Here is a 23,857-nt window from a genome sequence, read left to right as displayed (position 1 = left end):
AGAAGGGCGGTTCCACCGCACGGGGGAAGGGACCGGGGGAGCGAGCCCGGGCGGCAGGGCGGGGCGGTGCCGCCGCAGGGCAGGGCAGGGCCGGGCGGGGCGGCGGGGCAGGGCCGCGGGGGCGTGGCCGCGGCGCCGATCCGGGGAGGGCCGTTCGGGGGACCCGGCCGCGGCCACCGGACGACCCGCTCTCGGACGCCGGGATGGCCCGCTGGTGGATACCCGGACGAGGCCGCTGGGGTGTGCTTGACGGGTCATAAGAAGCGAAATCTGCAGACCTCCGCCTCAATCGTCTGAAATGGGATTGATCGTGAGCGCTTTCGAGCCCCACTGCACCGCATCGTCACTGCTTCGCCCCGGCTGCGCGAGCCTGGCGGTCCGGGAGGCCCGCAAGCTCGTGGCCGACCTGATCGACGGGTGCAGTCGCGCCGGGTGTCAGGAGGCCGTGCGCCGGGCCGATGACGTCCTCCTGGTGGTCTCCGAGCTGGTCACCAATGCCTGCCGGCACGCCGGCGGCGCCGACGAGGTGCGGGTGCGCTGCGAGCGGGGCGAGCTGGTGGTCGAGGTCGAGGACGGGTCCGAGACCACGCCCCGGGAACCCGTGGACGAGGCGAAGGGCGAGACCGGCGGCTACGGCTGCCAGCTGGTGACCGCCCTCGCCGACCGCTGGGGCGTGGCGCCGCGCCAGGACGAGGGGTGCGGCAAGACCGTGTACGCGGGTTTCGCGCTGAACTGAGCTCCGGCCTGCGGCCCTCACCGGGGGACCGGTCCGTCAACCGCTGACGTCCCCCGCCCGGGGGGTGCCGGCCGGCCGGTCCGGCCGGAGGCTGAGGGGGCAGCAAGACGACTCGAACCCGGAGGCTCCCATGGCCACCACATCCCCCCGCATCCGCCCCCTGCGCGCCAGGCGCCGGCCGACCGTGCCGGCCGGTGACGTCCGTGCCGAGGAGTACGACGACCATCCGTATGCCCCGACGGCCCGGCACCTCGCCCGGGGAACCGCCCCGGAGCCGATGGAACTGCACGCCGACGGCGTGTCGGAAGTGCTCATACGGCGGATCACGATCCCCGTGTCCGGGAGCACGGGCCGGCACTTCCACCCGGGAGACGTGTTGGCCGTCGTCGAGCAGGGCGAGCTGACGCACGTCGCCGACAACGGCCCGACCCACGTCTACCACGCGGGTGACGCCCTCCTGGAGCCCCGGGGAGAGGAGCACGTGCACGAGGGCATCAACACGGGCGGCGACGAGGTCGTCCTGCTCGTGACCTATCTCAACTCCTCGGCCGGTCCGCTCGCGGTGAGCGTCGGCTGACCGGCCACTTCGCGGAGGGCCAGGGCCCCCGTGCCGGAGCGGCAGCCATATGGCTGCCGCTCCGGCACGGGGGCCCTGGCCCTCTCCATGGTGCCCGGCTGTCGCTTCACAGCAGCCGGACCGCCCCCGAGGGGGCGTCGTAGGCCAAGTCGCGCTCGACGACGCCGACCGATGGGTTCTGCGCACCGATGAACTTGCCGTCGCCGATGTAGAGGGCGACGTGGTGCGCACTGCCGGGAGAGCCCCAGTAGAGGATGTCACCGGCCCGTAGGTCGCCGAGCGGTACCGAGGAGCCCACGGCCGACTGGCTCTGGGACACGCGCGGAAGCTCGATCCCCGCCTGTCGGTAGGCGGCCTGCACCAGCCCGGAGCAGTCCCAACCCGTCGCACTGGTACCGCCCATGATGTAGGCGGTTCCCAACTGGCCCCGGGCGAACTCGATCACGGCCGCCGCTCCGGTCCCGGAAGTGGTGGTGCCGGAGCCCGGGGTGACGGCGGAGGTCCGGGCGGCTTGCGCGGCGGCCGCCTTCGCGGCCCTGGCTTTGGCCGCCTTTTCCCGTGCGGCCTTCTCTCTGGCCGCTTTCTCCCGTGCGGCCTTTTCCTGTGCGGCCTTCTGCCGCGCGGCCTCCTCGGCGGCGGCCTTCTCCGCCGCCGCCTTCGCTTCCGCCTTGGCCTCCGCCGCCGCCTGCTTCGCGGCCGCCTCGCGGGCGTGGGCCTCGCCCGTCTGCCGGACGGCGTCGGCCGTCTCGGCGGTGATCGAGTCCAGGAACGACGTCAGGTCCAGCTCCATGGTGACGGATTCGCGTTCCCCGGCAGCCGGGTTGGTGACGGCGTCGGCCGCCACCGGGGTGATCGCCGCGACGGTACCGAGCACCCCGGTGGTGACACCGACGCGCAGCGCGGTCAGCGGTCCCGGGCCGGCGGGCTTGCGGTGGCGGCCGGAGGTCGCACGCTGCGGAGATGGTGAATGGGGTTGCCACGTACTGCTGTCGGACATGGAGGTGGTCCGTCCTTTCGGGGTGGGCGGCCGCGTCGGCGGCGGGGGGAGTGGGGCTCAGAGGGGGCCGGGGCCCCGGATCCGTCAGCCGGGCGCCCCGTCCCGGCTGGGGAACGGACCGCACGGGCGAAAGGCCGCCGGGCGCACGGGAGTCCGAGGGACGGACGCATGGCCCAGAGGCTACGGAGGGCCGCCCTAAGGGCAGGTTGTCCCCAGCACCGCGGCAGGCAACGGGAGCGCGGTTCGACACCGGAGGCCGGGCGTCGCAGCATCGGAAACACCCCACCCGCACGCAACGAGAGGACGCCGCCGTGCTTCCCACCGCCCAGTTCCCCACCGTCCTGCTTCCCCAGCTGTACACCGACGACGTCACGGTCCCGGCCGAGGTGCCCGCACCGTTCCAGCCGTTGCACCGTCCGGAGCCGGTTCCCGTGCCGTTCCAGCCGCTGCACCTGCCGGAGCCCGTTCCCGCGCAGCCGGCGGTGGCCACGCCCCTCTACGAGGGACTGGTGGCCGAGTGGGCGGCATTCGGCCGCCACTACCCCGGAGCCGACGAGGATGCCGCCAGCGGGGCGCCGTGGTAGTCCACAGGCCTTCCCCTTCCGGATGCCGCGGTGCAGCCGCGGTACTGACCATGGGTCCCGTGCGGCCGGCACGGACCGCGACGGCAAGCGCGCGGGCAGGCCTCCGGCCAGGCGATCGGGCACATCAGGGCTCCGGCAGGGCCAGGACAGGGCCTGGACAAGGTGACCGGGGCGGGCCCGGCCCCCGAATCAACCGCCGGCGCGCTCCACACTCACTCGCAGAACCCCCGTACGCAGCCCGCGCACGGGGGTTCTGTCCGTGCGAGGCGGGCACGGCCGCGCCCCGCAGCAGCGGCGCCCGCCTCTCCCCCGATCGGCGGACCGGGCCGGGGGAGGGAGCGTGCCCGCCGATCGGACATGTCCTCTCACCAGGCATTTCTCCAATCAGGCCGCATCGACTGTGACCCAGGTCACAGGCCTTTGGTCCCATTACTATCCCGCTTCGTACTCGTCCTGCCCGGGTCCCGCTGCGGCGTCGACCTGCGCCGGGCCTGGCCCGACCGGCCGGCGGCGCGGTCCCGGGTCCTACGAAGCCGCTTAGCAGCAAAGGGTGTTTGTGCGGCCCGGAAGGGCTCGCTACAACGGTTGAAGCGGTTCCGCCGCCCGGCCCCGGCCGGTGCGAAGTCCGATGGACCGCCCCTGTACCCCACGGAAGGTTCCCCCATGTCCCGCGTCCCGATGCCCAGCTTCCTCCGCCGCACGACGGCCAGGGCCGGCCTTACGGCCGCCGTGACCGTCGTGGCGGCGGGGGCGGCGCTGATGGGGGCGGCGCCGGCGCAGGCGGCCACCCTCGGCGCGCAGCAGATCGCCCACCAGTTGATCCCGAACGCCGGCCAGTACGCCGCCTTCAACGCGATCATCCAGCACGAGAGCGGCTGGCGAACGCGCGCCGTGAACGCCTCCGGCGCCTACGGTCTCGGCCAGGCCCTCCCCGCCAGCAAGATGGCGTCGTTCGGCCCGAACTGGAAGTCCAACCCCAGGACCCAGATCAAGTGGGCCCTCAACTACATGGACACCCGGTACGGCAGCCCCGAGGCCGCCTGGAGCTTCTGGCAGGCGCACCAGTGGTACTGAGGGGCCCCGCCACGGCGGTCTCTACCAGCGGAGAACCTCAGCGGTGCATGAGGGCAACCTGAAGCCCGGCCCCCGCCCTCTCCGGTGATGAGCACAATTCCAGCGATCTTCACCACGCCGTGACGCGGCCGGACCGGCCCGTCGCGGCGTGGTCGTGCAACCGCGTGGGACGCCGGGTCCCACGTCCGTACGGAAGCGGGTGGCGGCATGGCGGATGCGGACCGCATCACTGAAGCCTGGATGGGGGGCCGGGAGGCCGAGGTGTTCCAACTGGTGCGCGCGCACGTACGGACCTCGTACGCCCCCGGCGAGCTCCTGGGGCCTGTAGCCGCCGTCGCCCGGCATCTGGGGCTGCCCCACAACGCGGTACGGCAGGCGATCCGCAGACTGGACACGCTCGGCGAGCTGGCGATCTGCCGCCCCCGCGTCCGCGTTGTGCTGGGCCCCGGCCAGGTGCATCCCCGGGACGTTCCCCTGGTCGACACGGTGCGCGCACGCATCAGGGCGGGCAGCTACTCACGGGGGCAGGCGCTGCCGACCGGTCTGCTGGGGGCGGAGTTCGCCCTGCATCCCGAACACGTGCACCGCGCCTGCGGTCACCTGCTGAGCGAGGGGTTGCTGCGCAAGGACCCCGCGGGCCCGCACGGGCCCGCGTACTACGTGGTCTGAGATCCGGGGGTCCCCAGGGCATGTACCGGACGTGCGCGGGTGACAGGGGCCGGCCGCTTTGGGACACCACACCACGACCAGTTGGTGGACGCCGTGGCCGGGTGCGTCGACCGCGCACGTCCGGGCAGCAAGCACCACCTCATCGTCGACGGCCAGGGCATCCCGCTCGCCGTCTCGCTGACCGGCGGCAACCGTAACGACGTCACCCAGCTGATACCCCTGCCGAAGGAGATCCCGTCCGTCGCCGGCCTGGTCGGACGGCCACGCAACCGCCCCGAAGGCGTTGGACGTGCCGGTGAGTGATGAGGCAGGTGGCGAGGCCGAGGAAGGCTTCGTGGATGTCGTCGCGTCGTTCCCATCGGATCCGGAGCCGGCGGAAGCCGTGGAGCCAGGCGACGGTCCGCTCGACAACCCGGCGGTGGATTCCGGCCGGATCTGTCAGGGCCCCTTAGGCTTCCGGCTGTTGACCGTCTTATTGGCCTGAATCAGATAGGTGTCCACGACGGTCATGTCCTCATGCAGGGCCGACTGCTGAACGCTCCATGTCGTGACGCCCTCCACGCTCTGGAAGCTCATTCCGCTGCGGGTGAAGTCCTCGTCCTGGATGATCTGGTTGATGCGGCCCAGGATCTTGCGGCACTTCTTTCCCGCGTTCCGGCTGCTGGTCTGGAGCAGACTGACGTCATTACGTAGCTTGTACCAGTCATCCATCTTGGCGATGGCCAGAAATCCCATCTGCTCCGTCACGAGGCGCAGCGAGACCGCATCGGCAAAGCTCTTCTCGGTCGGTTTACCGCTCGTTTGACCGCTCGGCATGGCGATCTTCATGCCGATCGTCCGAAGCTGCCGGTTCAGGCCCTCGGCAGCTTTGCCGACCTCCTTGAGCGTGGCGCGGTTGCGCACCCCCCCGCGGATGATGGGGTCGAGGAACTTGAACTCGTCCAGGTGCTCGTGGGCGATGGTGAGGTCCTCCCGGAGCTGGAGTCGAAGGGTGCCGATATCGGCTACGCCAACGTTTTTGAAATCGCTGGATGCATTCACGTCAGTGAGGAGCTTCTCCACGGCGCCCCGGGGATCTATGAGATCCCTGTGAATCCTCATCAACAGAAGTTTTACGGCAATGGAGTTGTACTTGATAGCGTTCGCGATATCCTCGGCGTGGTCCTTTTTGAGGATCTTCGGCGTCCCCCCCCAACGGCTTCCGAACATGGGCTTCGGGGGCAGCTTGCGCGCCTTTTTGATGACCGGAACCGGAGCCATCGGCCCCCTGCGCGGAGCGGGCTGAGAGGCGGAGGGAGCGGTGTCCTCCTGCCCGGCCGCCGTGGGTCCGCCTGCGGTGTGCTGTGTCCGGGCCTGTGCGGGGGGCGCGCTTGTGGCGGCCGGCGTGGTGCGCGCGACGGGTGCGGGCTGCGTGATCCGGTTGGCGGCCTTGTTGAAACGCATGCCCACGAGCTGGGTGGTGTAGGCGAGGTGCGCCTCCAGAGAGCTCAGGTGCTCACAGGGGGCGGCGTACGTCCAGTCCAGCATGAGGACGACGATGCGCTTCACGGCGGACAGGAGCGAGTCGACCTCGTCGTAAACGGACTTGAGGTCCGCGTATCGCGCCTCCGCGGACCCGTTGCCCGGGTTCCCGTAGTACTCCTCGATCGCGTTCCATTCCGGCGTCCGTTTGGCGAGGCATTCCAGCACGAACCTCTGGTCGAACTCGAGCAGGGAAGTGGTCAGCGCCGTACACAGCGCCTGCGCGTCCTGCATGCTGAGCGTCGCCGCGAAGGCGCGGACGGCCATTTGGGTCGCGTCATTTGCGAGCGTCTCGTCGTAGAGCGTGCGGACGTCTTGGAGCAGGGGCCTCCAGAGCGCGTCGTTGATCTGCTCGTACTGTTGCTGTGAACGGAAGTCCAGCATGACCTGCGCACCCAGTAGTTCGGTGTAGTAGGTCTCCTGGATCGTCCGGTATGCGTCGATGCATCCCTGCATGCCGCTCACCTCCTCTGATCGGTACGGACGGGGCCACCCGGCCCGGAACCACGACGGGCCGTGGTGGGGACGGTGCGCAGGCGCCGCTCCTCGACCAGCGGGGCCGGGGCCACGGTGGCGGGCACGAGATCCACGGACAGTGCCACCTGAAGGGTGCTGCGGTGGGCCAGCCCTGCCGCGGTCCACAGCCCGTCCGGCGGCGCCAGACCCTCGGGCGCCACGGTCAGCCGCGCCGGTCCGGCACCCTGCGCGAGGGTGCCCGTCAGGCACGAGTCCGGTAGCTGGTGGTGCGTGGCGAGCACCTCCAGTGCGCCGCTGAGCAGCCGGGTCTCCTCCTGCGGACCGTCTTGGGACCAGGTCCAGAGCACGTAGCCGAGGCGGAAGCGGCGCACCGGCCCGCCACGGGCGACCACCCGGCCGGCGTCGTCGCGCACGTCGTACCAGTCGCCGCCCAAACCGGTCGGGACTTCCTCGACCCGGTGCAGGAACAGCCCGATGCCGCTCGACGACTCGGCGGCGGACGCCTGCCAGTGGGCGAGGGAGCCGGCGAACACCGCACCGCGGTCCGGCAGTACGGGGCGCAGCATCCGGCACAGGGAATCGGTGGCGTCGGTGAGGATCATGTACGCAATTGTCGGACTGCCGATCGCGGTCCGCTCCCGGCGGAAGGGCACACCGACGGGCCGGCCCCCTGCCCCTCCGGACCCCCCGTGCGGGCTGCCCCTAAGGGCACCCGACAGGGCCTTTCGGCCGCCCCTTCGCTTCTGCTGCCGCGGCCCGCGCCGGGCGATCGTGTAGCTACGACAAACGAGCGTGGAGGACACATTGCCCAGCTACCTATCCCCAGGTGTTTACGTAGAGGAAGTCTCGTCGGGCTCCAAGCCCATCGACGGCGTCGGCACGGCCGTGTGCGCCTTCGTCGGCCTCACGCAGAAGGGCCCGGTCAACGAGCCGACCCTCGTGACGAACTGGACCCAGTTCGCGCAGACCTTCGGTGACTTCACCGGGGGCGGCGCCCTGGCACACAGCGCGTACGGCTACTTCCTGAACGGCGGTGGCAGCGCCTACATCGTGCGCATCGAGCCGTCCGGTCAGGAGACCGCCCCCGCAGCCGCCGGGGCGACCCTGTGCGACGCGCAGGGCGACCCGGCCTTCTCGGTCCGGGCCGCGGAGGCCGGCGTGGCCGGCAACGGCCTGCGGGTCGTGACCGAACCCGCACACGACAAGGACGAGAGCCTGTTCAAGCTCACCGTCCTCAAGGACGGGCGACCGGCGGAGACCTTCGAGAAGCTCTCCCCGGCCAAGGCGGCCGCCGCGGTCAACCAGCGCTCCAAGCTGGTCCGCCTGGATGCCCTCACCGACGACGCCCGTACCCCCGCCCAGCAGGGTGTGCCCTGCGAGGGCGGCGCGGACGGCGGCACCGGACCGGCCGCCCTGAGCCCCGCCGACTTTATCGGCGACGCCCTGGACCGCACCGGTATCGCTGCCCTCGAGGCCGTGGACGAGGTCACCATGGTCGCCGTACCGGACGCCATGGCCTCCCTCGCATCGGGAGCGCTGGACCGCGACCAGGCCAAGGCCGTTCAACTGGCGGTCATCGCGCACTGCGAGCTGATGGCGGACCGCGTCGCGGTGCTCGACACCCCGGCCGGCCTCAATGCCAAGCAGGTGCGGGACTGGCGGGTCGACGAGGCAGGCTACGACTCCAAGTACGCCGCCCTGTACTGGCCGTGGGTCAAGGTCCTGGACCCGGCGTCCGGCAAGCCCTGCTTCGTGCCGCCCAGCGGCCACGTGGCGGGCATCTGGGCGCGCAGCGACGACACGCGCGGTGTCCACAAGGCTCCGGCCAACGAGGCGGTGCGCGGCCCGCTCGCCCTCGAACTGGCGATCACGCGTCGGGAGCACGACCTCCTCAATCCGCTCGGCATCAACTGCATCCGGGTCTTCCCGGGCCAGGGCATCCGCATCTGGGGCGCCCGTACGCTGAGCAGCGACCCCGAGTGGCGCTACCTCAACGTCCGGCGCCTGTTCAACTTCGTCGAGACGTCGATCCTCCAGGGCACGAACTGGGTGGTCTTCGAACCGAACGACCCCAAGCTGTGGGACTCGGTCAAGCGCACCATCACCAGCTTCCTGCGGGGGGTCTGGCGAGACGGCGCGCTCTACGGCCGCACGCCCGACGACGCCTTCTACGTCAAGTGCGACGAGGAGAACAACCCCGAGGACAGCCGGGACCGCGGAGTCATGACCGTCGAGGTCGGCATCGCGGCCGTCAAGCCCGCCGAGTTCGTGGTCTTCCGCATCTCGCAGTACTCCGAAGGCGCCTCGCTCGACGAGTAGCAGCACCCCGCAGGGCCCGCCGCGTGATACCGGCGGGCACCCGCCCCGCCATCCGTTCCCCCAGCCGTAACCACACGAAGGGAGACTGCCCATGTCGGCAGGACTCGGAGACCACGACGCGCTCACAGCGGCGCGCTTCTCCATCACCATCGACGGACACGAGATCGCCTCGTTCTCCGAACTCTCCGGCATCACCACCGAGGTGGAACCGGTCGACTACCTGTCGTCCAACGACAAGGAAGTCATCTTCAAGAAGCTGCCGGGCAAGGCCAAGCCGCCCACGGTCGTGCTGCGGCGCGGCAAGACCGGAGGCATGGAGCTCTGGGCCTGGCACCAGTCGGTCATCGCCGGCAACATCGCCACGGCCCGCAGGAGCTGCTCACTGGTCATGTACAGCTTCGACGGCAAGCCGGTCGCCCGCTACTACCTGTTCAACGCCTGGCCCTCCAAGCTGGAGATCGGCGCGCTGAAGGCGGGTGCGACCGAGGTCCTCATGGAGACCACGACGCTCGTGTGCGAGAGCATCCAGCGGGTGTCGGCATGACGGACACGCTGCGCACCGAGTACCCCTTCACCCTGCCCCGCGGCTACGTGGACCAGAGCGGCACGGTGCACCGCCAGGGCGTCATGCGCCTGGCCACGGCCCGCGACGAGATCAGCCCGCAGTCGGACTCGCGCGTCCGCGGCAACCCCGCGTACCTCACCGTCCTGCTGCTGGAACGCACCGTCATCGAGCTGGGCGAACTCCCCGAGGTCACCGGGTACGTCATCGAGAACCTCTTCGCCTCCGACCTGGCCTTCCTCCAGGACCTCTACCAGCGCATCAACCAGCAGGGGACCACCGAGGCGGCCGTGGCCTGCCCCGAGTGCAGCCACGAGTTCGCGGTGGACGTCTCCGGTGATGCGGCGGGGGAATGCTGACGTACGCAGCCGACCGCCTCTGGGAGGAGGCTGCGTACGTGGCGTACTACCTCCACTGGTCGCTGGACTCGGTCCTCGACCTTGAACACCCGGTGCGCGCCCGCATGATCGAGGAGATCGGCAAGATCAACCGCCAGCTCTCCGACGAGTGACCGGCGCGACGCCGCCCGATCCGTGCGCACCGGGCTCCCCGGCCCCCGCACCCACGACCTCCCGCACCCGCGGACAAGGAACACGATGAACTGGCCCTTCCGCCGGCGTGCCGGCAAGACCGCACCCGCCGGGCAGCAGCCCGGCGCACCAGAGCCCGCCGGGCTCGCCGCCGTCCCCCCTGCTGTGCTCGGCCCCGCGTATCCCGACGAGCCCGCGGCCTGGCGGCGGCTGCCCCCGCTCACGGGACCCCTGACCCGTGCGGGGGGCGCGGCCAGGCGGCTCACGGCCGCGCCGGTCACGGACCACACCGTCCGCGACGCCGCCTCGATGCTCGCGACCGCGGCGGGGGCCGGCGCCGCCGCCGATCGCCCCTCCGAGGTGCCCGCCGGGCGCGTCGAGGGCCTGGCCAAGGCCGTGCCCCTGCGCCATTTTCAGCCGCACCGCACTACGGAGACCGGCGGTCCGGCCGCCGGGACGGGCGTCGCCGGTGCCGGGGCCGGACGCGAGGGCACCGTTCCACTCACGCCTGCCCTCGCTGCTGCGCCGGCGGAACAGGCCCCTGCGGTTCCGGTGCCCGCACCGGCACCCGCCCCCGCTCCGCGGCGGGCCGCAGCCGTGCCGTCGGCCGGGACCGCCGCGGACCTCACCAGGGTCACCGACGGCAGCGTCGGGGAAGCCCGCCCGGCGACCGTCTCGACCCATCCCCCCACGTGGATGAACGCGGGCGCGATCGGTCAGGGCACCGACCTGGCCTCGCTGCTGTTCCCGATGCCGGGCGACGCGCCCCCGTCCTTCCTGCAGCCCCCCTCCGCCCCCGCCCCGGCGCCTCGCGCCCACACCGCCCCGCCCCACCTCTCCCAGCGGCGCAACCTCGGCCAGAGCCGACGGCTCGGCCTGGGGCCGGCGCTGTCCCACACGTCCCACCCCGACCCGGCGTCCCACGGTGAGGAGGCGGAAGGGGGCAGGCCCCCGCCGCCCGCCGCTCCCCTCCCCGCCGCCCCGGTGGTGGCCACGCCCCCCTCGGAAGAGCCGGCATCGGCCACCCCGCCGCAGACACCGGCCGCGGTGCCCCCGCCCGTCCCTCCCGTCCCGAGCCCGCTGCCGGCGAACCCGCTCCGGGTCAGCCCCCGCCGGGCCGCGTCGGACGGCCCGGCCACCCCAGCGCTGCGCCACCGCACCACCCCGCCCGCCTCCCGGGCCCCCGCGGACCTGGCCCGCGCGGTTTCCGAGCTGCACGGTGTCGACGTCACCGGAACCGCGCTGCACACGGGAGCCGAGGTCACCCGGCGCGCCGCCGGCATGGCCGCCCAGGCGTTCACGAAGAACGGCCAGGTCTACCTGCCGGACACCGCGTCCGCACCTGATTCCCCCCGTACCCGCGGTCTGATCGCCCACGAGCTGACGCACGTCGCCCAGCAGAAGCGGTACGGCGGCAGCCTGCCGCCCGAGAACTCGCCGGCCGGGCGCGCCCTGGAGGCCGAGGCGATTTCGGCCGAGCGCTTCTTCCGCGGCGACCCCGGCGCACCGGCGCCCCTCGTACACCGCAGGCCCGTCACGGCGGGCCCCGATCCCGAGGAGATCCGCCGGCTGATCGCCGAGATGACCCCCGCCGCACCGCCCCCGCCGCCCGAGCCGGAACCGGTACCCGAACCGGAGCAGCATGAACCACAGGCCGCCCCGGAGCCCGCCTACACCGGCCCCGTCGGTGTGTCGTGGACGGCGGATGCGAGCCTGCTGGACGGAGTGCAGAGGGCCTCACGTGAGGAGATCATCGAGGAGTACCTGGGCGAGCTCAACCACTTGCGCCGCATCCGGAACCAGAACCAGTCCACACTGACGCCCGACACCCTCATGAAGAACGAGAAGTGGCGCCAAGTGGTCGACTGGCGACTCAAGCGCCAGTTCCAGGGAGGTACCCGCGATCAGATCATCGCCGAGTTCCTCGCTGAGAAGAACGACGAGCTGGCACGCGAAGGCAGCGACAAGAAGCGCTTGACCGCCGGTGACCTGTCCGGCAACCCGGAGCTTCAGGACGCGGTCGAGTTCCGGGTCAAGGAGGCGCAGCGGCGCGGAAGGCTGGCGGCCGAGGAAGTCGACGACGTATCCGAGACGCAGGACTTCCACTGGCTCAAGGGCCAGCTCGGACTCGGCCTCGTGGAGGCCCTCGGCTCTCCGTTCGGCGTCACCATGGACGCCAAGCGGCGCAAGGAGGTGAGGGAGTACTTCGCCGGCCGGCCGAAGGCAGAGGACGAGGAGGCCGAGGGGTACGTATTCGACCTGGGCGGGACGCCGGAGCAGTCTCCGGCGGCCGCGCCCCCGTCTCCGGCCAAGGCCTCCTCCCCGGTGGCTCCGGACAAGTCGCCCGTAGCACCCGGTAAGGGTTCCGTTAACCATCCACCGTCCACTATGGGACTACAGACCGACAAAGCCGACGGCGAGAAGTGGGAAGGCCGGGCACTGCCCCACTGGGACTCGGTCTTCTCGCTGCCCGCCAGCCAGGCGGACGAGGAGGCTCCCGAGGCCGAGACGTCCGCCGCCGGCCCGGGCTCCGCCCTCGCGAAGGACATCAAGAACTCCTTGTGGGCGGCGGCGACCAGTGCCTTCCTCGGCGGTCCGGACGACCAGGCCGCGGCGGAGGCGGAGGAGAGGAAGAAGCGAGAAGCCGAGCAGAGGGAGGCCGAGGAAAGTGCCCGCGGCGCTGTGTTCGACCTCGACGCGATCAACGACGACCAGCTGGACGCCCTGTCCCACCGCCTTTACGGCAGGGTGCGGTCCCGCCTCATGAGCGACCTGCGGAGCGACTTGCTCGTGCACCGCCACCGAACCGGAAAGAACTAGGAGTTGGCCCCATGCCACTGAATGTTGACAGCACCCTCGCACTGGCGAACCGCTTCGCCGTCCACATCGAATCGTACGACCTGGGAAGTTGGACCCAGGTCCAGGGACTCGACGTGCAATGGAAGATGGCCGAGTACCGCGCCGGCGACGCCGGCAACGACCGCTGGTTCTTTCCCGGGTTCACGGAGTACACCCCGATCAAGCTGACCCGGGCCGCCTGCAGTGAGTCCGCCGTGGTCCGCAAGTGGCTGTCGAGCAACTCCTTCAAGATGAAGGCGCAGACGGGCAACATCGTCCTGATGGACCCGAGCAACCAGCCCGTCGTCGAATGGAACCTGCGCCGTCTCATCCCGGTGAAGTGGTCCATCGCCGGCTTCGAGGCGGGCCAGAGCAAGGTGGCCCTGGAGACCCTCGAGCTCCAGCACCTCGGCTTCCTCGACGACGACCAGGCCTAGCGATGGCGAACACGCGCACGGCGGGTAAGGCCCAGTCGTCCTCCGGCTCCGGCAGCCGCTGGGCACAGGGCGACTGGCACGTCGACAATGCCCTGTTCGGTATGGCCATGCGGTTCAAGGTTTCCGTGGACGCCTTCGGGGACCTGGGGTACTGGTCCTCCTGTCGTGGACTGAACGTGACGTTCGACCACGAGGAGATCGAGTACGGCGGCAACTACGAGCATACGGTCCTGCTCCCCAAGCGCCTGAAGTACGGCAGCATCACGTTGCAGAGGGCGATCAAGAAGGAAGACACGGCGCGGCTCCAGGCCTGGCTGCGGCAGGTGATGCGTGACTGGTACAGCTACGAGATCGGCGGGACCGAGTACACGGGCACCGGCCTCAAGATCCAGCTGATGGACGCGCACAACGAGCCGGTCTTCGACTGGCAGCTGCGCAACGTGTTCCCGAAGAGCTGGAAGGGGCCGGACTTCGACGCCGACACGAACAAGGTCGCCCTGGAGTCCCTGGAGCTGGCCCACGAGGGATTCCTGTAGGAGACGCCATGACGAACACGACCGCCGTGCTGACGTGCACCAGCGGACCCATGCCGGGCTCCGTGCCGATGCTCTTCAACCCGGAGAAGATCTCGATCGACCGCAGCGCCAGCTACCGCTCCCACGGCAGTAGCTCCCCGAACGGTGGCAACAACGGTGCGACGGGAACCAGTTTCCAGCGTGCCGAAGCGCTGCTGATCAAGCTCAGCGACGTGACGTTCGCCGGACCCGAGACCAAGGCCCTGTGCGATCAGCTGCTGAACTGGCTGAGTCCCGGATCAGGTGCGGCGGGACAAGCCCTTGCCGGGGTGCTGGCGACTAAGGGCCTCGTCAACTCCGGAATGGTCAACCGGCTGCCCGTTCTCTCCTTCATCTACGGCCCCCCGATGCTGGGCTTCTGCTACCAGGTGGTCCTGACGCACGTGCACATCAGCTACACGCGCTTCACCCCCTTCGGAGTCCCCGTGCGGGCGAAGGTGTCCATCGACCTGAAGGAACAGCCGAGCCTGCTGGGCACCCTGCCGACCAACCCGACCTCGGGAGGCCTTCCCGGACGGCGCAGCTACACGGTCACCGAGGGGGAGGACCTCGTGAACCTCGCCCGCACCCAGTACGGAACCACCTCGCACTGGCGCCGCCTCGCCGACGCCAACGCCATCGACGACCCGCTGCGCATGCGGCCGGGAACCACCGTCTACCTGCCCAACCCGCACGAGTTCGACTGACGGCCGGAAAGGACCCCGTTGTGAACAGCAAGCCTCGATGGGCGGCCCCCGGCGGTGCGCCCACGGACGACAGCTCCGCCACGGTCCGGGCCCACATCAAGATCGGCTCGATGGCCCCGACCGGCGAGGTGTCCTCGCAGGTCGAGCCGTCGATCATCCGCGTCCTGGTGGACACCCACCTGTACCTGCCGGACATGTTCGAGATCACCTGCCTGTACACCGCCGACGCCGGCGAGAAGGTGACGCAGGAGATCAAGATCGGCCACCAGGTGGAGATCAGGAGCGGAAAGGACGCTCCGTCCGCGACGCCGCTGATCAGGGGCGAGATCACCTCCCTGGAAGCGCGTTGCGAGGACAACCTGATCTACATCGTGGCCCGGGGCTACGACCACTCCCACGTGCTCCAGCGCTCCCGGCGCACACGCACCTTCGTCAACACCAAGGACTCCGACATCGCCGGCCGGGTCGCCGCCGACGCAAAGCTCAAGATCGAGAAGATCGACGAGACGAAGTACGTGCACCGCCACCTGGCGCAGATCGCCCAGACCGACTGGGATTTCCTCCAGGCACGGGCCCGTGCCAATGGCTTCGAGATGGGTGTGACCGACCGGAAGCTCTACTTCCGCCGGGCGTCCGGGACGCCCGGAGCTGTGCCCCTCAAGGGCACTGCCACTCCGCCGCCCCTCGCCTTCGGCGGCAACCTGCTCTCCTTTCGCCCCAAGGTGTCGGGTGCGGACACGCTCCCGGCCAGCGTCGAAGTGCGCACCTGGGACGAGGAGCGCACCGACGTCGTGGTCGCCACCGTACCCGTGAAGCCCGTCACCCCCGACGGCGGCGCCGGCAGCGGTCTGGCCGGGGCCGTCGCCGCGGTGGGCGCCGTCAGCAGCCTCGCCGGAGTGGGCAAGGCAAAGGGCTCCGCGCCGGCCACCGACGCCCACCTCCTCGTCGACCTGCCCGTCGGCGCCGGCGCCGACATCGCCGTCGCCGCGGAATCGCTCGCCCGGGGCATCGCCGAACGGGTGGGAGGTACGGCATCGGAGGCGGAGGGCCGGGCCTTCGGCAACAGCGCCATCCAGGCGGGCACCGAGGTCCAGGTCGAGGGCGTCCCGGCACCCTTCGCCGGCCGCTGGATGGTCACCAACGCCCGGCACACGTTCTGCGAGGACGAGGGTGGCTACTTCACCGAGTTCTCGGCCACCGGCCGAAACGACCGCTCCCTGCCCGGGCTGACCATGCAGGAGCAGGACGCCGGGGCGGACCGGCGGGCGCGCGGCATGATGTGCGGCATCGTCACGAACCTGGCCGACCCCGCCGGCCGCAACCGCGTGAAGGTCCGACTTCCGCTGCTGGCACCGGACTTCGAGACCGACTGGGTCCGGGTGGTGCAGCCGGGCGGGAACCGCGGCGCCGTGATTTTCGTACCGGAAGTCGGCGACGAGGTCCTCGTCGCGTTCGAATGGGACGACATCAACCGCCCGATCGTCATCGGTGGCATGCGCAATGGCGCGAGCACCCTGGGGCTGGGCGGACCCGCGGTCGAGCGCAAGGGCGAGACGGCCTCCGTCATGCGCCGCGGTCTGGTCAGCAGCAGCGGCAGCAGGCTGGCCTTCGTCGAGATCCCCGCCAACCGGACCCCGCTGGTGGAGAAGTCGGCGATCGTCCTGGCCACGGCGCTCAACGACATGGGGCTGACCCTCGACAAGACGACCGGCCAGGTCCTGCTCACCTGCAAGCCCCAGACGGGCAGGGGCAAGGGCCAGGGAGTCGTCACCATCTCCACGGACGGCAACGGCACCGTGACGATCGACAGCGGCCCCAAGGGGTCGGTGAACGTCACCGGCGGCAACGTCAACGTGCGTGCCGCTCGTGCCCTCAACCTCGAAAGCGACGGCCAGCTGACCCTCAAGGGTCAGAACGTCAAGATCACCGGCCGCCTGATCGAGCTCAACTGACACGCGACGCAAGGACTTCAAGGCTGTGAACAGAGCAGACGACTTCATCGGCGCCGGATGGGCCTTCCCCCTCGGGGTGAGTCCCACCGGAGGAATCGCCCTGGTCCGCCGGGAGACCGAGCTGGAGCAGGCGATGAAGATCATCCTGTCGACGTACCCGGGCGAGCGCCCCATGCGGCCCGGCTTCGGCTGCCGGCTGCGCGACTACGTCTTCCGGGACACGGGCCACCAGACCATGGCCATGCTCTCGGAAGAGGTGCGCACCGCCCTCGTGACCTGGGAGCCGCGGGTCGACATCCAGGGCGTCCGGGCCGCACCGGCCGAGGACGATCCGAGCCTGGTCCACATCGACATCGTGTATGCGATCAAGGCCACCAACGACCGACGCAACCTGGTGTTCCCGTTCTACACGATTCCCGAAGAGGAAGAAGACTACTGATGGCGCTGCCCTCGCCGGACCTCGACGACCGCCGGTTCCAGGACCTGGTGGACGATGCAAAGCGCATGGTCATGCGCCGCTGCCCGGAGTGGACGGACCACAACGTCTCCGACCCCGGTGTCACGCTCATCGAGACGTTCGCCTTCATGACCGACCAGCTCCTCTTCCGCCTCAACCGGGTGCCGGACCGGATGTACGTGAAGTTCCTCGAACTGCTCGGGGCGAGGCTGCTGCCGCCGGTACCGGCACAGGCACCTGTGACGTTCTGGCTCTCCGCGCCGGCCGCCACCCTGGTGTCCGTACCGGCCGGGACGAACGTGGCGACCCTGCGGACCGAGACCGACCCTTCCGTGGTGTTCGCCACCCGCCACGAGCTGCGGCTTCCGCCCGCGGGCCTGCAGCACCTCATGACCCTGGAGTCCCAGTCCAACACCTTGCTCGCCCGGGACGAACAGCACCGCCTGCGCGTGGGATTCCCCGCGTTCGGCTCGCAGACCCCCGTCGTGGACGACTGCCTGCTGGTCGGTCTGTCGGACGCGGTACCGCGCGCGCTGGTGAGCCTGGACTTCACCTGCAGCATTCAGGGCGTCGGCGTGGACCCGGATTACCCCCCGCTGGTGTGGGAGGCCTGGAACGGGGACGACTGGGAGTCGTGCCGGGTCGACTCCGACGCCACGGGCGGTCTCAACCGCCCGGGAGCGATCGTGCTCCAGATACCGGGAGGGCACCACGCGAGCATCCTCGACGGGCGCCGCGCCGGCTGGCTGCGCGCGCGGGTCACCGCCCCCCGCCCGGACCGCCCCGGATACAGCACCTCGCCGGTCATCGATTCGATGGACGCGACGGTGATCGGCGGCACCGTCGACGCGGTCCACGCCGAGATCATCGACAACGACGAACTCGGCCCGTCCGACGGCACCAGCAACCAGCGGTTCGCGGCGTCCCACGCCCCGATCCTCGCGAGCGCCGTACCGGCCGTCCTGGAAGTCAGCGGAGACGAGGGCTGGACGCGCTGGACCGAAGTGGACCACTTCGCCCACAGCGGTCCGGACGACCGGCACTACGTCATCGACAGCACGCACGGCACGGTCTGCTTCGGGCCGATGGTCAGGCAGTCCGACGGCACCATGCGCCGCTACGGCGCGGTACCGCCCAAGGACTCGATGGTGCGCCTCACCCGCTACGCCACCGGTGGCGGAGCCGTCGGCAACGTCGGCCAGGGGGCCATCCAGACCCTGAAGTCCTCGATCCCGTACATCGCGCGCGTGGAGAACCCCGAGTCGGCGACCGGGGGAGTGGACGGGGAGACCGTGGAGGAGGTCAAGTCGCGCGCCCCCCTGCTCATGCACACGAGGGGGCGGGCGGTGACGGCCGAGGACTTCGAGGTCATCACCCGGGAGGCGGCGCCGGAGCTGGCACGCGTGCGCTGCCTCACCGCCCAGGAGGCAGGCCTTCCGCCCGGCGCCGTCAAGGTGCTCGTCGTCCCGGGCCTTCCCGACGAGCCGGGACCCGCCCGCTTCGCTGCGCTCAAGCCCCGGCAGAGCACGCTCGACGCGGTGGCCGAGCGGTTGGACCAGTGCAGGCTGGTCGGCACCACGGTCCTGGTCGAGCCACCGCTCTACCGGGGCGTGACGGCCGTGGCGCGGCTGCGTTCCGTTCCGGGGGCCAAGGCCGATCGCGTCACTGACGACGCCCTGGAAGCCCTCTACCGCTATCTCAACCCAGTGAGCGGCGGACCCGACGGGACGGGCTGGCCGTTCGGCCGGCCCGTGCAGGCGGGAGACCTGTACGCGGTGCTGCAGCAGGTCGACGGTGTGGGGATCGTCGAGGAGGTGCGGCTGTTCAACGCGAACCCGGTGACCGGCGCGCGGGGTGAGGAGACCGACCGCGTCACGCTCGACCGGGACAGCCTGATCTTCTCCTTCGAGCACCAGGTCCTCGTGGAAGCGGGCGGGATATGAGAGGCACCGTCACCGACCTGGTCACCCCTTACCCGATCGGCCGGTACCTGCCGGCCGTGTACCAGGAGGACGACTTCGCGCAGCGCTTCACCAGCGGGCTCGACGACGTACTGGCACCCGCGATCGCCGTGCTCGACTCGCTCGAGGCGTACGCGGACCCGGACACGACCCCGGAGGACTTCCTGCCCTGGCTGGCCGGCTGGCTGGGCATCACCGTGGAGGAGACCCTGCCCGCGCAGGCCCGTCGGGCCCGCCTCAAGCACGCCGCGGAATCGTTCGTGGTCCGTGGTACCTACGAGGGACTGCGCGCGGCGCTGCACACCCTGACGGGGGCCTGGCTGGAGGTCAGGGACAGCGGCGGCGTGCGGTGCTCGGACCGGTCCGGGGGGTGCCTGGTGACCGACGCGGAACCGGCGGTCATCGTCCGGCTGCCGCGCTCGCTCGCCGATCAGCGGGAGGCCGTCGAGGCGCTGGTCGCCGGCGCGGTCCCCGCCCATGTACACCGTGCCGTGGAGTTGCTGGATCATGACCACCTGTCGTAAGTGCGGCTTCAACAACGGTGTCGGCGACAAGTTCTGCGGCTCGTGCGGATCGTTCCTCGAATGGACCGGCAAGAAGCAGAAGATCGACCTTCCGGATGACCTCCGGCAGGAGGCCGAGCAGCAGGCGGCCGGTCCCGCGCCCTCGGCACTCGAGCGGCTCCAGCGGGGCCTCTACTCCGACGTCGGCAGCCGCCCCGGCCTCCCGGGACGAACTGGCCCTGCGGGTGTCCCGGGCATGGGGATGCCCGGCATGGGGATGCCCGGCATGGGGATGCCCGGTATGGGTGGCCCGCCGGGTATGGGTGGTCCTCCCGGCATGGGGCGACCCCCGGGCATGTCCGGGCCGCCCGGTATGGGTGGTCCGCCGGGCATGGGGCGACCCCCGGGCATGTCCGGGCCGCCCGGTATGGGTGGTCCGCCGGGCATGGGTGGATTCGGAGGGTCCGATGACGATGAGGACGAGGACGACAAGTTCCTCGCGTCGCTGCTCAAGAAGGGCTCGGGTCCGGGGGCCCAGGGGCCAGGGGGTGCGACGGATGACGATGACGATGACGATGACGACGAGGACGACTGGCTCGCCGAGCTCCTGAAGGGCGGCGACGATGACGATGACGACGATGACGACGATGACGATGACGATGACGACGATGACGATGACGATGATGACGATGACGATGCTGACGACGGGCTCGCCCCGCGCCAGGATGAAGACGAAGACGAAGACGAAGACGCCGACGAGGACCAGGAAGAGGACGACTGGCTCGCGGACCTTTTGAAAGACGCCGAGGACGAGGGCGACGCTGACGCCGATGCTGAGGACGGCAGGGCTGCGGTCGCCGACGCGGAGGACGACGATGAAGACGACGACGATGAAGACGACGACGATGAAGACGACGACGATGAAGACGACGACGATGAAGACGACGACGATGAAGACGACGAAGAAGACGACTGGCTCGCCTCCCTCCTGAAGGAAGCCGAGGGTGGCGACGGCGACCAGGAGGCGTCCGACGAGGACGCTGATGAGGACGAGGGCGAGGAGGCCGAGAGGGAGCCCGGCCTGGTCGCTCCCGCCGAGCCGGAGGAACGGCGCCGGCCCGCTCCGCAGCGCCGGAAGGCCACACGTTTGGCCATGCCGGGCGATGTCGTCTGTCCCGACTGCGGTGAGAACAATGACGACGAGCGCAAGTTCTGCAGCAGGTGCGGTGCGTCCCTGGAGCAGGCCGAGACGGCGACCCTGCCGTGGTGGCCACGCCTGTGTGCCCGGCTTCGCCCGGGGCCTGCCGTCCTGGACGCAGGGCAGCGCCCCGGCCAGGCCGGTGTGCGCGACAAGCGACGCTTCGCCCCGTCCGTGCTCATCGGGCCGGTACGTCTGGTGGCCAGTGTCGCGTTGCTGACGCTGACCACGCTCTACATGGTCCATCCGCCCTTCAAGGAGTTCGTCAAGACCGAGGCCAAGGAGATCCAGAACAGGCTGAAGGCGACGGTCAAGCCCGAGTACTCCCCGGTGAACCCGAAGGACGTGCTTGATCCGGGCCGCAGCGACCCTGCGCACTCGGCGCTGGACGCCTTCGACCTGTGGGCCGACACCTACTGGCTGACCTCGACCAAGGACACCCAGGGCGTCATGGTGGAGTTCGACGCGCCGGTCGACCTGAGTCACCTCGTGGTACGCAACGGAGCTTCTCCGGACTTCAAGGCTTACGACCGGGCGAAGTCGCTGGAGCTCGACTACTCCAACGGTCAGAAGCAGACCATCACGTTGACCGACAAGCCCGACGAACAGCCCGTGAGCCTCGGCTCCCACGGCATGGTGACGTGGGTCAAGGTGCGTGTTCTCGACGCCTATGGCAGCCACAAGACCGACAAGGTGGCCATTTCCGAGCTGGAGTTCTCCACCACGGTCCGTGGATACCTGTTCTGACGGAACCGGCGATGTGGTGGGGACGGCACGCTGCTAGGCGGCCGTTAGGAGACGCCCGCCTAGCGTGGAACCAGATCACATTCCGGGCATCGCGCAGAGCGCGGGCAGGAGGTGAAGAACCATCAGTGCTCCGCCGTGCAGGCGGTGAAGAAGGGAACCGACCATGCTCGGAAAAGCAACCGGCCGACGAAGACGACCGAATGTCTCGCGCACCCGGCGGGTGGCCGCCGCGGCAGGAGTCACCGGCGCCGGTATCGCCCTCCCGCTGCTGCTCGGCGGCAGCGCACAGGCGGCCACGGCACACGCCTGGGAGCAGGTGGCGCAGTGCGAGAGTGGCGGCAAGTACGCGATAAACACCGGAAACGGCTACTACGGCGGCCTGCAGTTCTCGTCCTCGACCTGGCAGGCATTCGGCGGACATGCGTACGCCCCGAACGCCCACCTGGCCACGAAGGAACAGCAGATAGCCATTGCGGAGAAGGTGCTCGCCGGCCAGGGCAAGGACGCGTGGGGGAATTGCTCGAAGGCGTTGAGAGGGCAGCGGGCCTCCGTCACGCAGCAGCCGCCGGCACAGCCCCCGGCGCAGGAGCCGCCGGCGACGCAGACGATCCCGGAAGCCGCCGAAGGCACGTACACCGTGCAGGCCGGCGACACTCTCGCGGGCATCGCGCGGTCGCACGGCCTGCCGGACTGGGAAGTGCTGCACGAAGCCAATCTTGCCACCGTCCCCGACCCGAACCTGATCCGGGTGGGCCAGCTCCTGCACGTACCCGGCCCCGTCCGGACGACCTGAGGAACGGAAGCATCCACCATGATCCGACATGACGTGTTCCAGCAGGACATGCTCAGGATGGCGCCGCCGGACGAGAACGAGTTCCGTCTCGCTCGCGCCGTCGTCGCCTCCCGGTCCCGTGACGCCGCTGACTGCGAGACGCTGCTGGGAATGCTGGGCCTGCTCCCCGGGCCGGAAGCCGACGAGCCGGAAGCGCAGACCCCCCTCCTCCACCTCCTGCCTCCGCTGTTGGACGGACGCCGGGAAAAAGGCTGGTGAACCCCGACGTACTACGCCACGAGTCCGCCACACGGGAGCCGGGCGCATCGCCCTACGGCCGATGCCGGCGCCCGGCGGCGAGCCGTAGCGTCGGACCGTGACCGGCCGACGGCGGGTGGCTGCGGGGCTCAGCGGCCACCCCACGGCCGTCCGGCCGCATGCTCGGTCCGCACGCGGGAGGGGAACGGCCTTGAACGAGGATGGGCGACGCATTGGGGACTGGACGGACTCGGCCGCTTGCAGCGGTATGGACGTCGAGGCCTTCTACGCGCAGAGCGCGGTGCGGGCGGCCAGCGCGCTGCGCGCGTGCCGCGGTTGCCCGGTGCGGGCGCAATGCCGTGCGCACGCGGTGAGGGCCAAGGAGCCCTTCGGTATCTGGGGAGGGCTGACCGCTGCCGAGCGAGGGTGGCCCTGACCAGTACGCCTCGCCGGGCCGATGCTGCGTTCCGGGACTATCCTCGAGGCACGGGGCTGACCCGCCCCGCTCGCAGGCGCCAGGAGTTCCGAGGTGAGCCTTCCATGACGGAACGCACGCGGGTCGTCATCGCGGACGACCATCCGCTCTACCGCGAGGGCGTCCGCAGGGCGCTGGCCTGGAGCGGAACGATCGAGGTGGTGGGTGAAGCCTCGAACGGACGCGAAGCCCTCAAAATGATCAAGGATCTTGCCCCGGACGTCGCGCTCGTCGACTTCCGGATGCCGGACATGGACGGCATCGCCCTCACCCGCTCGGTCGCCCAGTGGAAGCTCGAGACCCGGGTGGTGATCGTCAGCGCCTTCCAGAACAGTGAGCTGGTCTTCCGAGCCCTGGAGGAAGGCGCCGCCGGCTACATGCTCAAGGACGCCAAGCGGACCGAGCTGGTCGAGGCGGTGCGTCAGGCGGCGGCGGGCAAGACGGTGATCCCCGCGGAACTCGCGGGCGGAGTCGCCGATGAGATCCGCATGCGGGCCCAGTCGGGCGGCCCGGTCTTCACTTCCAGGGAGCTGGAAGTGCTGCGCGATTTCGCTGAAGGGATGAGCATCCCGCAGATCGCGCAGAAGCTCTTCCTGGCGCCCAGCACGATCAAGACGCACGCCCAGCACCTGTACGAGAAGCTCGGGGTCGGCGATCGCGCGGCCGCTGTCGCCGAGGGCATGCGCCGCGGCCTGCTCGACTGAGCGCCGAGCACGGCGCGCCGGGTGATCCGCCTGCTGCCTGCACTCCCGTGCTCCCGTCGTCCTGTCTACCCGTCCTCCCGTCCGTGCGGCGCACGGACGGGAGTCTCCCGTGCGGCTCCGTACGGCCGCCCCGTAGCCGGGGCGGGGGACGCCGAGGGCCGCACGCCGTCCCCCTATCGGTGGGCACGCCCCACTCCGGTCGAGTCCAGCGATCCCCCGATCCCGGACCACCCCCGTCCGCGGGACTC

General features: G+C 70.4%; 25 protein-coding genes and 2 pseudogenes. 23 read left to right on the top strand and 4 right to left on the bottom strand.

Annotated elements, in window-relative coordinates; translation table 11 throughout:
* Window positions 1-310 precede the first annotated feature (310 nt).
* Window positions 311-736 carry an ATP-binding protein gene (locus OG435_RS34550; RefSeq protein WP_266882947.1) on the top strand — a complete coding sequence of 142 codons (426 nt, stop codon included), beginning with the start codon at window positions 311-313 and terminating at the stop codon, window positions 734-736.
* Window positions 737-866: 130 nt separating this feature from the next.
* Entirely contained in the window at window positions 867-1,313 is a 447-nt protein-coding gene (locus tag OG435_RS34545; RefSeq protein ID WP_266882945.1) for a cupin domain-containing protein, read from the top strand.
* Between the two features lie 106 nt (window positions 1,314-1,419).
* Here the strand turns inward: OG435_RS34545 and OG435_RS34540 are convergent, their stop codons facing one another.
* Window positions 1,420-2,310 (bottom strand): C40 family peptidase, encoded by an 891-nt coding sequence (locus tag OG435_RS34540; RefSeq protein WP_266882943.1) that lies wholly within the window; start codon window positions 2,308-2,310, stop codon window positions 1,420-1,422.
* 311 nt (window positions 2,311-2,621) lie between these two features.
* Here OG435_RS34540 and OG435_RS34535 point away from each other — a divergent pair, with 311 nt between their 5' ends.
* From OG435_RS34535 to OG435_RS34520, 4 genes and pseudogenes are all read left to right on the top strand, one after another.
* Window positions 2,622-2,894 (top strand): hypothetical protein, encoded by a 273-nt coding sequence (locus OG435_RS34535; protein WP_266882941.1) that lies wholly within the window; start codon window positions 2,622-2,624, stop codon window positions 2,892-2,894.
* Window positions 2,895-3,557: 663 nt separating this feature from the next.
* Window positions 3,558-3,968 (top strand): transglycosylase SLT domain-containing protein, encoded by a 411-nt coding sequence (locus OG435_RS34530; RefSeq protein WP_266882939.1) that lies wholly within the window; start codon window positions 3,558-3,560, stop codon window positions 3,966-3,968.
* A gap of 207 nt (window positions 3,969-4,175) precedes the next feature.
* Window positions 4,176-4,637: a hypothetical protein gene (locus OG435_RS34525; protein ID WP_266882937.1), complete on the top strand. Its 462-nt coding sequence runs from the start codon at window positions 4,176-4,178 to the stop codon at window positions 4,635-4,637.
* Window positions 4,638-4,742: 105 nt separating this feature from the next.
* A pseudogene (locus OG435_RS34520) lies at window positions 4,743-4,913 on the top strand (transposase); the annotation flags it as partial.
* 25 nt (window positions 4,914-4,938) lie between these two features.
* On the opposite strand, the pseudogene OG435_RS34515 reads toward OG435_RS34520, so the two are convergent.
* The 3 genes and pseudogenes from OG435_RS34515 to OG435_RS34505 all read right to left on the bottom strand — a co-directional run.
* Window positions 4,939-5,064, bottom strand: a pseudogene (locus OG435_RS34515) (transposase); the annotation flags it as partial.
* An 11-nt stretch (window positions 5,065-5,075) separates the two neighbouring features.
* Window positions 5,076-6,623 (bottom strand): hypothetical protein, encoded by a 1,548-nt coding sequence (locus OG435_RS34510; protein WP_266882935.1) that lies wholly within the window; start codon window positions 6,621-6,623, stop codon window positions 5,076-5,078.
* Window positions 6,620-7,237, bottom strand: coding sequence for a Pvc16 family protein (locus OG435_RS34505; RefSeq protein WP_266882933.1), 618 nt, complete (start codon window positions 7,235-7,237; stop codon window positions 6,620-6,622). Before OG435_RS34505 ends, OG435_RS34510 begins: the two co-directional genes overlap by 4 nt.
* A gap of 202 nt (window positions 7,238-7,439) precedes the next feature.
* On the opposite strand from OG435_RS34505, the gene OG435_RS34500 reads away from it, so the two are divergent.
* The 17 genes from OG435_RS34500 to OG435_RS34420 all read left to right on the top strand — a co-directional run bounded on the left by OG435_RS34500 (window position 7,440) and on the right by OG435_RS34420 (window position 23,609).
* Window positions 7,440-8,954: a phage tail sheath family protein gene (locus tag OG435_RS34500; RefSeq protein ID WP_266882931.1), complete on the top strand. Its 1,515-nt coding sequence runs from the start codon at window positions 7,440-7,442 to the stop codon at window positions 8,952-8,954.
* Between the two features lie 91 nt (window positions 8,955-9,045).
* Complete coding sequence (locus OG435_RS34495; RefSeq protein WP_266882929.1) at window positions 9,046-9,498, top strand: phage tail protein; 453 nt, start codon at window positions 9,046-9,048, stop codon at window positions 9,496-9,498.
* A complete protein-coding gene (locus OG435_RS34490; protein WP_266882927.1) occupies window positions 9,495-9,875 on the top strand; it encodes a hypothetical protein in 381 nt (126 codons plus the stop codon). The genes OG435_RS34495 and OG435_RS34490 overlap by 4 nt, the downstream gene beginning before the upstream one ends.
* A complete protein-coding gene (locus OG435_RS34485; RefSeq protein WP_266886597.1) occupies window positions 9,869-10,027 on the top strand; it encodes a DUF6760 family protein in 159 nt (52 codons plus the stop codon). The genes OG435_RS34490 and OG435_RS34485 overlap by 7 nt, the downstream gene beginning before the upstream one ends.
* An 85-nt stretch (window positions 10,028-10,112) precedes the next feature.
* Window positions 10,113-12,866 carry a DUF4157 domain-containing protein gene (locus OG435_RS34480; RefSeq protein ID WP_266882925.1) on the top strand — a complete coding sequence of 918 codons (2,754 nt, stop codon included), beginning with the start codon at window positions 10,113-10,115 and terminating at the stop codon, window positions 12,864-12,866.
* Between the two features lie 11 nt (window positions 12,867-12,877).
* Window positions 12,878-13,321 (top strand): phage tail protein, encoded by a 444-nt coding sequence (locus OG435_RS34475; RefSeq protein WP_266882923.1) that lies wholly within the window; start codon window positions 12,878-12,880, stop codon window positions 13,319-13,321.
* A 2-nt stretch (window positions 13,322-13,323) separates the two neighbouring features.
* Window positions 13,324-13,857, top strand: coding sequence for a phage tail protein (locus OG435_RS34470; protein WP_266882921.1), 534 nt, complete (start codon window positions 13,324-13,326; stop codon window positions 13,855-13,857).
* Window positions 13,858-13,865: 8 nt separating this feature from the next.
* Window positions 13,866-14,582 carry a LysM peptidoglycan-binding domain-containing protein gene (locus OG435_RS34465; protein WP_266882919.1) on the top strand — a complete coding sequence of 239 codons (717 nt, stop codon included), beginning with the start codon at window positions 13,866-13,868 and terminating at the stop codon, window positions 14,580-14,582.
* A gap of 20 nt (window positions 14,583-14,602) precedes the next feature.
* Window positions 14,603-16,534, top strand: a complete 1,932-nt coding sequence (locus OG435_RS34460) for a VgrG-related protein (protein WP_266882917.1) — start codon at window positions 14,603-14,605, stop codon at window positions 16,532-16,534.
* Window positions 16,535-16,559: 25 nt separating this feature from the next.
* Window positions 16,560-16,973 (top strand): GPW/gp25 family protein, encoded by a 414-nt coding sequence (locus tag OG435_RS34455; protein WP_266882915.1) that lies wholly within the window; start codon window positions 16,560-16,562, stop codon window positions 16,971-16,973.
* Window positions 16,973-18,934, top strand: coding sequence for a putative baseplate assembly protein (locus tag OG435_RS34450; protein WP_266882913.1), 1,962 nt, complete (start codon window positions 16,973-16,975; stop codon window positions 18,932-18,934). The genes OG435_RS34455 and OG435_RS34450 overlap by 1 nt, the downstream gene beginning before the upstream one ends.
* The gene (locus OG435_RS34445) at window positions 18,931-19,476 is read left to right on the top strand and encodes a phage tail protein (protein WP_266882911.1); all 546 of its coding nucleotides are present in this window, start codon (window positions 18,931-18,933) and stop codon (window positions 19,474-19,476) included. Before OG435_RS34450 ends, OG435_RS34445 begins: the two co-directional genes overlap by 4 nt.
* On the top strand, window positions 19,460-21,400 hold the full coding sequence (locus OG435_RS34440) for a zinc ribbon domain-containing protein (RefSeq protein ID WP_266882909.1): 1,941 nt from the start codon (window positions 19,460-19,462) through the stop codon (window positions 21,398-21,400). Before OG435_RS34445 ends, OG435_RS34440 begins: the two co-directional genes overlap by 17 nt.
* Window positions 21,401-21,563: 163 nt before the next feature.
* Window positions 21,564-22,193, top strand: a complete 630-nt coding sequence (locus OG435_RS34435) for a transglycosylase family protein (protein ID WP_266882907.1) — start codon at window positions 21,564-21,566, stop codon at window positions 22,191-22,193.
* Between the two features lie 18 nt (window positions 22,194-22,211).
* Window positions 22,212-22,451: a hypothetical protein gene (locus OG435_RS34430; protein WP_266882905.1), complete on the top strand. Its 240-nt coding sequence runs from the start codon at window positions 22,212-22,214 to the stop codon at window positions 22,449-22,451.
* Window positions 22,452-22,548: 97 nt separating this feature from the next.
* A complete protein-coding gene (locus tag OG435_RS34425; protein ID WP_323187973.1) occupies window positions 22,549-22,866 on the top strand; it encodes a WhiB family transcriptional regulator in 318 nt (105 codons plus the stop codon).
* Window positions 22,867-22,970: 104 nt separating this feature from the next.
* Entirely contained in the window at window positions 22,971-23,609 is a 639-nt protein-coding gene (locus tag OG435_RS34420; RefSeq protein WP_266882903.1) for a response regulator, read from the top strand.
* The last annotated feature ends 248 nt before the right edge of the window (window positions 23,610-23,857 follow it).

The sequence above is a fragment of the Streptomyces sp. NBC_01264 genome (genome assembly GCF_026340675.1).
Classification (GTDB): domain Bacteria; phylum Actinomycetota; class Actinomycetes; order Streptomycetales; family Streptomycetaceae; genus Streptomyces.
The sequence above is the reverse complement of the archived record's forward strand: the minus strand, read 5'-3'. Positions and strand labels throughout refer to the sequence as shown.

What these genes read in the sequence shown, in the direction of transcription:
- OG435_RS34430 (WP_266882905.1), top strand. Translation starts at nt 22,212, where the DNA reads ATGATCCGACATGACGTGTTCCAGCAGGACATGCTCAGGATGGCGCCG.
- OG435_RS34545 (WP_266882945.1), top strand. Translation starts at nt 867, where the DNA reads ATGGCCACCACATCCCCCCGCATCCGCCCCCTGCGCGCCAGGCGCCGG.
- OG435_RS34420 (WP_266882903.1), top strand. Translation starts at nt 22,971, where the DNA reads ATGACGGAACGCACGCGGGTCGTCATCGCGGACGACCATCCGCTCTAC.
- OG435_RS34480 (WP_266882925.1), top strand. Translation starts at nt 10,113, where the DNA reads ATGAACTGGCCCTTCCGCCGGCGTGCCGGCAAGACCGCACCCGCCGGG.
- OG435_RS34505 (WP_266882933.1), bottom strand. Translation starts at nt 7,237, where the DNA reads ATGATCCTCACCGACGCCACCGATTCCCTGTGCCGGATGCTGCGCCCC.
- OG435_RS34475 (WP_266882923.1), top strand. Translation starts at nt 12,878, where the DNA reads ATGCCACTGAATGTTGACAGCACCCTCGCACTGGCGAACCGCTTCGCC.
- OG435_RS34450 (WP_266882913.1), top strand. Translation starts at nt 16,973, where the DNA reads ATGGCGCTGCCCTCGCCGGACCTCGACGACCGCCGGTTCCAGGACCTG.
- OG435_RS34435 (WP_266882907.1), top strand. Translation starts at nt 21,564, where the DNA reads ATGCTCGGAAAAGCAACCGGCCGACGAAGACGACCGAATGTCTCGCGC.
- OG435_RS34525 (WP_266882937.1), top strand. Translation starts at nt 4,176, where the DNA reads ATGGCGGATGCGGACCGCATCACTGAAGCCTGGATGGGGGGCCGGGAG.
- OG435_RS34445 (WP_266882911.1), top strand. Translation starts at nt 18,931, where the DNA reads ATGAGAGGCACCGTCACCGACCTGGTCACCCCTTACCCGATCGGCCGG.
- OG435_RS34440 (WP_266882909.1), top strand. Translation starts at nt 19,460, where the DNA reads ATGACCACCTGTCGTAAGTGCGGCTTCAACAACGGTGTCGGCGACAAG.
- OG435_RS34485 (WP_266886597.1), top strand. Translation starts at nt 9,869, where the DNA reads ATGCTGACGTACGCAGCCGACCGCCTCTGGGAGGAGGCTGCGTACGTG.
- OG435_RS34530 (WP_266882939.1), top strand. Translation starts at nt 3,558, where the DNA reads ATGTCCCGCGTCCCGATGCCCAGCTTCCTCCGCCGCACGACGGCCAGG.
- OG435_RS34540 (WP_266882943.1), bottom strand. Translation starts at nt 2,310, where the DNA reads ATGTCCGACAGCAGTACGTGGCAACCCCATTCACCATCTCCGCAGCGT.
- OG435_RS34470 (WP_266882921.1), top strand. Translation starts at nt 13,324, where the DNA reads ATGGCGAACACGCGCACGGCGGGTAAGGCCCAGTCGTCCTCCGGCTCC.
- OG435_RS34465 (WP_266882919.1), top strand. Translation starts at nt 13,866, where the DNA reads ATGACGAACACGACCGCCGTGCTGACGTGCACCAGCGGACCCATGCCG.
- OG435_RS34490 (WP_266882927.1), top strand. Translation starts at nt 9,495, where the DNA reads ATGACGGACACGCTGCGCACCGAGTACCCCTTCACCCTGCCCCGCGGC.
- OG435_RS34495 (WP_266882929.1), top strand. Translation starts at nt 9,046, where the DNA reads ATGTCGGCAGGACTCGGAGACCACGACGCGCTCACAGCGGCGCGCTTC.